Raw genomic sequence first — 9,167 nt, forward strand, 5'->3', positions numbered from 1 at the left:
CCGGCGCGGGCGGTTCGAATGGTTCGGATGAAGATCAGCCGGCGGCCACCACGTTGAGCGTGAAGCCCGCGGTGACGTCGGGGTGCAGGCGCACGTTGACCTCGTGCTTGCCGAGGGCCTTGATGTGGCCGGACAGCTCGATCGCGCGCTTGTCCAGCATCGGACCGCCGGCCGCCTTCACGGCCGACACCACGTCGGCGGTGGTCACCGAGCCGAACAGCTTGCCGCTGCCCGGCGCCGCCTTGGCCTTGAGCGTGACGTTGAGGTCCTCGAGCACGCCCTTGATCTCCTTGGCGTGGTCGAGGTCGCGGACCCGCCGGGCGTCCTGCGCCCGCCGGATCGTCTGCACCTGCTTCGCCGCGCCCTTGGTGGCCACGATGGCCAGGCCGCGGGGAAGCAGGTAGTTGCGGCCGTAGCCGTCCTTGACCTCGACCAGGTCACCGGGACCGCCGAGGCCGCTCACGTCGGTGGTGAGGATCAGCTTCACAGTGCTCCAATCAATGTGAGGGCTGGGCTGGTGGCACTAGGTCGCCAGCCCTCGGAACCGGTAAGCCCTCACAGTCGCTCCAGTGCTCAGCGGGCGGTCGAGGTGTACGGCAGCAGCGCCATCTCGCGCGCGTTCTTCACGGCGACCGCGACGTCGCGCTGGTGCTGGCTGCAGTTGCCGGTGACCCGGCGCGCGCGGATCTTGCCGCGGTCGGAGATGTACTTGCGCAGCAGGGTGGTGTCCTTGTAGTCGATCTGCAGCACGTCCTTGCCCTTGCAGAACACGCAGACCTTCTTCTTCGGTTTACGGACGGGTGGCTTCGACACGGTGGTTGTACTCCCGGGATGGAACGTGTGCTTGGTGGTCAGAACGGGGGCTCATCGGTGAACCCGCCGCCGGATCCGGCCGGCGGGGCGGAGCCCCACGGGTCGTCGGGCGGCGCGGACGACCCCTGGCCGCCGAAGCCGCCGCCGCCACTCCCGCGGCTGACCTTGTTGATCTTTGCGGTGGCGTAGCGCAGCGAGGGGCCGATCTCGTCCACGTCGAGCTCGACGACCGTGCGCTTCTCGCCCTCGCGGGTCTCGAAGGACCGCTGCTTGAGCCGGCCGTTGACGATCACACGCGCGCCCCTGGTCAGCGACTCGGCCACGTTCTCCGCGGCCTGGCGCCAGATGTTGCAGCGCAGGAACAGCGCCTCGCCGTCCTTCCACTCGCCGGTCTGCCGGTCGAAGGTGCGCGGAGTCGACGCAACCGTGAAGCTCGCCACCGCGGCGCCGGACGGCGTGAACCGCAGCTCCGGGTCCGCGGTCAGGTTGCCGATCACGGTTACGGTTGTCTCACCAGCCATCGCTTGCCTCCTTGGTCAGGTTCCGGCGGGGTCGCGTCGCAGGACCTTAGTCCGCAGCACCGACTCTTGAAGCGAAAGCTGGCGGTCGAGCTCCTTCACCGCGTCCGGGTCGGCGTTCACGTCGAGCACGGCGTAGATGCCCTCGGTGTGCTTCTTGATCTCGAACGACAACCGGCGCTTGCCCCACACGTCGACCTTCTCCACGTTGCCGCCCGAAGTGCGGATGACGTTGAGGAAGGTGTCCAGCGACGGCTGGACGGTGCGCTCGTCGAGTGTGGGATCGAGGATGACCATGACCTCGTAATGGCGCATGAAGACCACTCACCTCCTATGGGCTCGGCGGCCACGGTCGATCCGTGGCAGGAGGGTCTACGCGGGACAGGGTATCTCAGACCGCAGGAGCCTTGCGGAGCACCCAGGTGCGGACCAGGGCCGCGGTCACCCCGGACAGGGCGAACACCGCGAGCAGCACCGGCAGCGCGATCTTGTTCCCACCGGGCGGCCGCAGCGCCTCGGCGTGACCGGCCGCCTGCACGCCGTCCGCGTCGTCGCTGCCCAGGATGCCGAACTGCGGCGTGTATCCGGACACCGAGCCGCCGTAGCGGACGCCGGGCGACGGGACGAACAGGCCGGGCCGGGCGAACGGGATCGAGCCGTAGAGCGACATGGGGGAGCGGCCGGTCCACAGGAACCGGCCGAGGTCCATGCCGCTGCCCGGGACCCCGCCGAGCACGGGCTGGTTCGGCCCCGGCATCGTCGGAGCCACGCCACCGTCACCGGGGGTGCCGCCACCCGGGGCGCCGGTGCTCGGGCCGCCGGTGCCGGGCGCACCCCCGCCGGGACCGGGCGAGGTGCCTGGGAGCTGGCCGGTGGCCTGCTCGGAGGCGTCGGCCACGGACTTGGCGCCGTCCTGAACGGGCGCCGCGGCGGCGTTCACACCGGTGACGGTGACGCCGCACATCGAGGTCAGGGTGCTCTGCACGCTGGCGACGACCGCGCTGAGAACCGGGCCGAGCAGGGGAATCTGGCGCAGCTGCGCGGTGACCGCGTTGGCGATCGTGCCTCCGGTGATGTAGCCGGTGCCGGTGGGCAGCGCGCCGATCGGGATCGGCGGCAGCGCGGCGAAGGCGTCCCGGGCGGCGCCCGCGAGCGGCGGGCCGAGCAGCGGGACCGCGCGCACCGCGTCGACCACCACGCCGAGCACGGCGCTGGGGCTCAGCGAGACCGGCGTTCCCGGCGCGCCCTGCACGCTGGTGGAGCAGTCGCCGATGACGATGGGCGGCGCCGCCGCGGCGGTGGCGCTGCCGGCGAGCAGGCCGGTCACCGACCCCGCAACGACCAGCGTCAGCGCGGCGGCGAAACCTCTCACGCGCCGGCCCATCGGCATCCCTCCGCGTTGGGTACTCGCCAGTAGCTCCCTTAGGAGAAACGACGGTAGCTCGATATGGTGACGCTGACCAGGCCGGTTGGACCGATCGGGCTAACCCGCCGGGCGGGCTTGCCGGCGCCGAGGGCTGGCCGGAGGCCCGCCCGAGGGGTCGGTGCGTGTCAACCGCCGGCCGGCGGCGTCGAGTAGTTCTCCCAGCCTGGCCCGCACATTGGATCAACACAGCGGCGGAGCGCGAATTCGGCACGGACTAGGCTGGCTGGTCATGAGCATTGGCGCCCACATCCATGCCGCGGACGTCCTCGGCAGCGCCCTCGAGCGTAAGGCCGAGGTGGTGCAGTTCTTCCTGGGCGACCCGCAGAGCTGGAAGGCACCCAAGCCACACCCCCAGACCGAGGCCCTGCGCGAGGCCGGCCTGGAGATCTACGTGCACTCCCCGTACCCGGTCAACATCGCCTCGACGAACAACCGGATCAGAATCCCGTCGCGCAAGACGGTGACGCAGCACGCCGAGGTGGCGGCCGTGATCGGGGCCAGGGGCCTTATCGTGCACGGCGGGCACGTGACCAGGGGTGAGGACCCGGCCGAGGGGCTGGCCAACTGGCGCAAGTTCTTCGAGCGGCAGGCCAAGGAGGGTGGGTTCCCGCTGCCGATCCTGATCGAGAACACCGCCGGCGGGGACAACGCGATGGCCCGCCGGTTCGACATGCTGGCCCGGCTGTGGGACGAGGTGGCCGAGTTCGGCGCCGGCTTCTGCCTGGACACCTGCCACGCGTTCTCGGCGGGCGAGGACCTGGTCGGGATCGTCGACCGGGTCAAGGCCATCACCGGCCGGATCGACCTGGTGCACCTGAACAGCTCGCGGGACGAGTTCGGGTCGTCCCGCGACCGGCACGCCAACATCAACAATGGGACGATCGACTCGGAGTTGCTCGCCGCCGTGGTGACCAGTGCCGGGGCTCCGGTCGTCGTCGAGACCCCCGCCGAGGGGCAGGCGGAGGACATCGCCTTCCTGCGCGAGGCCATGGGGCGGTGAGCCCGACGTCACGGGAAGCGGAAAGCAGGGTCAGCACGGTGCCTGAGGAGGCCGGCACGCCGGCGCCCGGTGAGGATCTGCGTCCCCCCGGCGCCGCCGCCCGGTTGGGCCGTACCGCGCTGGCGATCATCGTGCTGCTCTGCGGCGTCACGCTGGTCCTCGGCTTCGCCAACAAGGATCGGTGCACCGGGCCGACGTTCGACGCCTTCGGGCGCAGCGTCAGCGGCGAGGACTTCGACCGGCGCAACAAGGAGGACGTCTGCTACTCCGACATCCAGTACCTGTGGGTCGGCCGGGACATCGACCGGCACGTCTTCCCGTACATCCACGGCTCGCTCGGTGCGAACGGCGAGCTGATCGGCGGTGTCGTCGAGTACCCGGTGCTGACCGGCGTGCTCATCTGGGTGGCCGCGCTGTTCGCCGCCAACGACGCCCAGTTCCTGCTCGCCTCCGCCATCCTGCTGGCGCCGTTCGGCCTGGTGACCGCGTGGCTGCTGGGCCGGCTGTCGCGTTGGCGCGCGTTGCTGTGGGCGATCGGCCCGCCGCTGGTGCTGTACGCGTTCCACAACTGGGAGCTGCCGGTGGTGGCGTGCGCGGTGGCCGCCGTGTACGTGGTGCACCGCGGCTGGGGCCGGCGCGGGGCCGACCGGCCGCTCGGCGACCGGGCCACGGTGGCCGCAGTGCTGCTCGGCATCGGGTTCGCGTTCAAGGTCTACCCGGCGATGTTCGTGCTGCCGCTGATGCTGTACGTGCTCACCGGCGGCCGCGGCGGCGCTGAGCTTGCGCCCGGCCGGCGCTGGAACGTGGCCGACGCGTTCCGGGTGGCCGGCTACGCGCTTGGCACCGCGATCCTGGTGAACCTGCCGTTCGCGATCGCCGGGTTCGAGGGCTGGAAGGCGTCGTTCGTCTTCCAGTGGCAGCGCAAGGCGGACATCACGACGAACTCGATCTGGTTCTGGGGCCTGCGCCCGGATTCCAACAACGACAACGTCGCGGTGCAGGACTGGATCAGCCTGCTGTCGATGATCACGATCCTGACCGCGTTCGTGGTGGCCTGCGCGCTTGGCTGGCTGCGTTACCAGCGCGAGGGGACCTACCCGTGGATCGCGGTGTCGGCCGCGATGCTGTGCGGGTTCCTGTTGCTGCACAAGGTGCACTCGCCGCAGTACACGCTCTGGCTGGTGCCGATGTTCGTGCTGCTGCGAATCCGGTGGGGCTGGGTGCTGGCCTACCTCCTCGCCGATCTCGCGATGGGTATCGGGATCTTCCGGTGGTACTACGAGATCGGCTGGGGCAAGCACGGCGGCATCTACGACGGGTTCGCCGCGCAGGCCGTCATGATCGGCGTCTGGGGCCGGGCCGCGCTGCTGGCCGCGCTGTTCTTCGCCTTCCTCGCCGCGAGGTCCACTGTGGACGACGAGGTGGCCGAGCCGGCCGACCCACCGGTACGGCCGCGCCGGTGATCATCTGAGGTGTTGGGCTGACCAACGGAACCTCCGGGGACCGTGACGGCACCCGGCCACAGTCAACCCGACAACCGCACCGCCGGCTGGGACGTCACAACCGCATCAAATTCCGGAGAGGCGGGCTGGCGAACCGGTCCGGCGCGCCGTCGAGGAAGCCGCCCGCGGGATCGTCGTCGCCGGCCTGCCGGACCAGGTCCCGTGCCGGGCGGTAGATCTCGTAGATCACCAGCGCGCACAGGGCGAGCACGGCGAGGTCCCTGATCACCACCGCGCCGAGGAACCAGTCGATCGGCAGGCCCTTCTTGTTCTGGTCCGGGTCGACGCCGAGGTAGAACATCATGCGGGGGGCCCAGACCAGCGCGTCGATGGTCATCCAGGCGAGCAGCAGCCGCCAGCGCGGGACGGCCAGCACGGCCAGCGGCACCAGCCACAGCGAGTACTGCGGGCTCCACACCTTGTTGGTCAGCAGGAACGCCGCCACCACGAGGAAGCTCAGCTGCGCCAGCCGCGGCCGGGTCGGCGCGTGCAGGCCCACGAACGCGATCCCCAGGCAGCAGGCCAGGAACAGCGCGGCGCTGACCGTGTTGAGCACGGTCGGGGTCTGCTGGAACCCGAGCGGGCCGTCGAACCCGGGCCACCCGGTGAACTGCATGATCACGTTGTAGATCGAGTCGGGGTCCGCGGCGCGCAGGCTGTTGCGCCGGAAGAACTCCTCCCACCCGTCGCGGTACAGGTAGAAGATCGGCGCGTTCACCGCGACCCAGGCGATCACCGAGGCGACCGCCGTCGTCCACCAGGCGGCCACCTTCCCGGCCCGCACGCACAGCACCAGCAGCGGGCCGAGCAGGAACAGCGGGTACAGCTTGGCGGCGCCGCCGATGCCGAGCAGCACCCCGGCCAGCGCGGGCCGCTTGCGCGCCCAGGCGAGGATCCCGGCCGCCGCGCAGGCCGTGGCCAGCGTGTCGAAGTTGGTGAACGCGTGCACAAGCACCAGCGGCGAGATGGCCACCAGCACCGCGTCCCACGGTCTACGGCGCGCGGTCCTGGCCACCGCCCACACGGTGATCAGCCAGGCCAGCGCGAGCCAGAACGCGGTGATGTCGAAGTAGGCCACGACCGGCAGCGCCGACGGCAGCCAGCCGGACTCGGCGAAGCGCACCCAGCCCTGGGCGAGCTTGGCGTTGACCCACTGGAACAGGCCGGTGAGCACCGGGTACTCCATGTACCGCGGGTGCGCGGTGGGCTTGCCCTCGTCGTCGATCCACCTCGTGCGGTACGGAAAGCCGCCCTGGTTGAGCCGCTCCGCGGAGTACAGCGGGACGACGTCGGAGTAGCACATGGCGGTGAACGGCCGGTTCGACCGCCAGTCCAGCTCGAGCTGCTTGGCGTCGGGGTTGTAGAACTGCTGGACGCACGGCGCCTTGCCGAACCAGCTCAACGCCAGCGCGATCACGGCCAGCAGCAGGCCGACCCGCAGCGGGGTCCAGAACCAGTGCCGGCCGATCACCGCGTGCCGGCCGAGCGGCCCGCCGACCGGAGCGCTTGCGGCCGCGGCGAGCGGCTCGGTCCAGGTCGGCACGACCCGCTCGGCCGGGGTCAGCGAGTCGGTGTCCTCGATCCCCGCCGGACCCACATCGCGCGGGACCCCCGTTTCGCCTGGCACGGCGCGATGGTACGGGGCCACCGGATGGGGTCCGCGTCAGCCGCCCGCTTCACCCGCGTTGGGTGGGTCGGAGACCGTCGGGAACGTGGGGATCGTCGGCCGCGGACGGGACCGGGTCGTCGTCTGCTCCGGCGGATCGGTGGGCCGGCCCTTGGTCGTCGTGGTCGGCTCGGTCTTCTTGGACGTGGGCTTCTTCGAGCTCGAGGTGAGATCGTCGTCGGAGTCCACCCCCTTGCCGATCGCCTCGTACCGGCCGAAGCCCTCCTTGGGCAGCTTGAACGTCTTGTGGTAGCTGTCCATGAACTTCTTCCAGATCTGGCCGGGGAGTCCCGCGCCGAAGATGATCTTCTTCTGGGCGTTGCGGATGGCCAGCCGGGATGTGTCGCCGTTGTTCGAGTCGCCGCTCATCGAGACGGCCGTGGACAGTTGCGGCGTGTACCCGACCATCCACGCCTTCGCGTTGTCCGCGGTCTCGCCGAGCTGGTGGGTCCCGGACTTCGCGGCGCACTCCCGGCCGTCGGCACACGGGAGCTTGGAGTAGCCCGGGATCGGCAGCAGGGACTGGGTGACGTTGCGGGCGATCTTCTCGTTCTTGCGGGGGTCGCTGTCGAACGCCTGCTTCTCGTTGACCTGCGCCGTCCAGTACGGGGAGCCGTCCGGGTTGAGCACCTTGGCCACGATGTGGGAGGTGCGCTGTATGCCGCGGGCGGCGAAGGTGGCGTACGCGGCGGCCATGTCGGCCGTGCTGACCTTGGTCAGGTCACCGCCGATGGAGATACCGGCGGACGGCGCGGCGCCCGGCTCACCGGCCCATGGCTGGGCGATGCCCGCCTGCTGCGCGGCCTCGGCCACCTTCTTGGTGCCCACGTCGTTCACCGCGATGTCGTAGAACACCGTGTTGATCGAGCGCTTCATGGCCTCGGCGACCGTGCACGGGTTGCACGACGCGCCCTCCGAGTTGCGGATCGTCAGCCCGTCGAAGACGCGCGGCGAGCTGCCGTCGTAGGTCTCGCCGAGCCCCTTTCCCTTCTGCAGCAAGGCGACCAGGTCGAACGGCTTGAACGAGGAGCCGGGCTCCTGCTTGGTGCCCGCCCAGTTGGTGCCGGTCCCGTCCTCGCCGCCGTAGTAGGCCTTGATCTCGCCGGTCTTGGGGTCGACGGCGACCAGGCCCGGGTGCAGGTTGTCCGGCTGCCCCTCCATGACCTCGCGCACCGCCTTCTCGGCCAGCTCCTGCGCGGTCTTGTCGATCGTGGTGACGATCGTGAAGCCCCGGCGCTGGATCTCCGCCTCGGTCAGCTTCAGCGGTCCGGCCTCCAGCTCGTCGAACACCGCGCGCTGGATGTGCCCACCCGGTCCGGTCAACGCCTTGGTCTTGGTCTGCTCGTAGGGCACCGGTGTGGGGTACTGCTCGGCCTTGCGCTGCGCGGCCGGGAACCAGTTGTTGGCCACGAGCTGGTCCATCACGTAGTTCCAGCGCCGCTGCATGTAGGCCTCGTCCTTGAACCGGCTCGGCGACTGGATCATGCCCGCCAGCAGCGCCGACTCGGCCGGGGTGAGCGCCTTGAGATCGTCCTTGTTGTAGTAGGCCTTGGCCGCGGCCGCGATGCCGTAGGCGTTGCGGCCGAAGTACACCGTGTTCAGGTAGGCCTCGATGATCTGCTCTTTGGAGTACGTGCGGTTCATCTTGTAGGCCTTGACGACCTCGATCCCCTTGTTGACCAGCGTCCGGTCCTGCTCGTCGGTCGCCTGCTTGATGTACTGCTGGGTGATCGTCGAGCCGCCGCCCTCGCCGCCGGTGACCTGGTTGTACGCCGCGCGCAGCACGCCGGAGAGGTCGAATCCGGCGTTGGACATGAAGGTGTTGTCCTCCGCGGCGAACACCGCGTTGAGCACCTGGGGAGCCGCGGCCAGCTCGGCGTAGGTGACGAACTTCCGGTTCGCGCCCTCCGGCGCGATCCTGGTCAGCTCCTCCCCGCCGGCGTACTGCAGCGTGACGACCTGGCTCTGGTTGGCCTTGACCTCGTTCGGCGACGGCACGGTGACCATCTGGTAGGCGATGAGGAACGCCAGGATCGGTCCGATGATCATCAGGGCGATGAACACGTACAGGCCGCGCCGGATCCGGCGCCAGATCTTCTTGCGGCGCTTGCGGCGCAGCTCGTCGGCCGTCGGCCGGTCCTCGTCGAGGTCGTCGTACTCCTCGTCGTAGTCCGGCTCACGGTGGGTCAGCAGGTCCGGCTCGCGGCGCGCCCGGTTGGGCACCGGGGGCAGCAGGTCGGTC

General features: G+C 70.1%; 9 protein-coding genes. 2 read left to right on the forward strand and 7 right to left on the reverse strand.

What is annotated here, in order from left to right:
• Positions 1 to 34: 34 nt before the first annotated feature.
• The 5 genes from rplI to VGX25_RS21860 form a co-directional block, all read right to left on the reverse strand.
• Positions 35 to 487 (reverse strand): 50S ribosomal protein L9, encoded by a 453-nt coding sequence (gene rplI / locus VGX25_RS21840; RefSeq protein ID WP_326919722.1) that lies wholly within the window; start codon positions 485 to 487, stop codon positions 35 to 37.
• Between the two features lie 86 nt (positions 488 to 573).
• Positions 574 to 813, reverse strand: a complete 240-nt coding sequence (gene rpsR, locus VGX25_RS21845; RefSeq protein ID WP_326919723.1) for a 30S ribosomal protein S18 — start codon at positions 811 to 813, stop codon at positions 574 to 576.
• 38 nt (positions 814 to 851) lie between these two features.
• Positions 852 to 1,334 carry a single-stranded DNA-binding protein gene (locus tag VGX25_RS21850; RefSeq protein ID WP_326919724.1) on the reverse strand — a complete coding sequence of 161 codons (483 nt, stop codon included), beginning with the start codon at positions 1,332 to 1,334 and terminating at the stop codon, positions 852 to 854.
• A gap of 15 nt (positions 1,335 to 1,349) precedes the next feature.
• Positions 1,350 to 1,646 (reverse strand): 30S ribosomal protein S6, encoded by a 297-nt coding sequence (rpsF, locus tag VGX25_RS21855; RefSeq protein ID WP_326919725.1) that lies wholly within the window; start codon positions 1,644 to 1,646, stop codon positions 1,350 to 1,352.
• 76 nt (positions 1,647 to 1,722) lie between these two features.
• Positions 1,723 to 2,703 carry a hypothetical protein gene (locus tag VGX25_RS21860; RefSeq protein ID WP_326919726.1) on the reverse strand — a complete coding sequence of 327 codons (981 nt, stop codon included), beginning with the start codon at positions 2,701 to 2,703 and terminating at the stop codon, positions 1,723 to 1,725.
• 283 nt (positions 2,704 to 2,986) lie between these two features.
• Between VGX25_RS21860 and VGX25_RS21865 the strand changes: the two genes are divergently transcribed.
• Positions 2,987 to 3,757 carry a deoxyribonuclease IV gene (locus VGX25_RS21865; protein WP_326919727.1) on the forward strand — a complete coding sequence of 257 codons (771 nt, stop codon included), beginning with the start codon at positions 2,987 to 2,989 and terminating at the stop codon, positions 3,755 to 3,757.
• Positions 3,758 to 3,834: 77 nt separating this feature from the next.
• Positions 3,835 to 5,220, forward strand: a complete 1,386-nt coding sequence (locus VGX25_RS21870; RefSeq protein WP_414635909.1) for a glycosyltransferase family 87 protein — start codon at positions 3,835 to 3,837, stop codon at positions 5,218 to 5,220.
• Between the two features lie 94 nt (positions 5,221 to 5,314).
• Here VGX25_RS21870 and VGX25_RS21875 read toward each other — a convergent pair whose 3' ends face one another.
• Both VGX25_RS21875 and VGX25_RS21880 read right to left on the reverse strand, forming a co-directional pair.
• The gene (locus VGX25_RS21875) at positions 5,315 to 6,886 is read right to left on the reverse strand and encodes a glycosyltransferase family 87 protein (protein ID WP_414635907.1); all 1,572 of its coding nucleotides are present in this window, start codon (positions 6,884 to 6,886) and stop codon (positions 5,315 to 5,317) included.
• Between the two features lie 36 nt (positions 6,887 to 6,922).
• On the reverse strand, positions 6,923 to 9,167 hold a 2,245-nt coding region (locus VGX25_RS21880; protein ID WP_326919728.1), incomplete at its 5' end, for a transglycosylase domain-containing protein.

Origin of the sequence: Actinophytocola sp., from assembly GCF_035942955.1 — a bacterium.
Classification (GTDB): Bacteria; Actinomycetota; Actinomycetes; order Mycobacteriales; family Pseudonocardiaceae; genus DASYTH01.

Bases quoted from the DNA above. Each gene is read 5' to 3' on its own strand.
- VGX25_RS21850 (WP_326919724.1), bottom strand. From the start codon at position 1,334: ATGGCTGGTGAGACAACCGTAACCGTGATCGGCAACCTGACCGCGGAC.
- rpsF (WP_326919725.1), bottom strand. From the start codon at position 1,646: ATGCGCCATTACGAGGTCATGGTCATCCTCGATCCCACACTCGACGAG.
- VGX25_RS21865 (WP_326919727.1), top strand. From the start codon at position 2,987: ATGAGCATTGGCGCCCACATCCATGCCGCGGACGTCCTCGGCAGCGCC.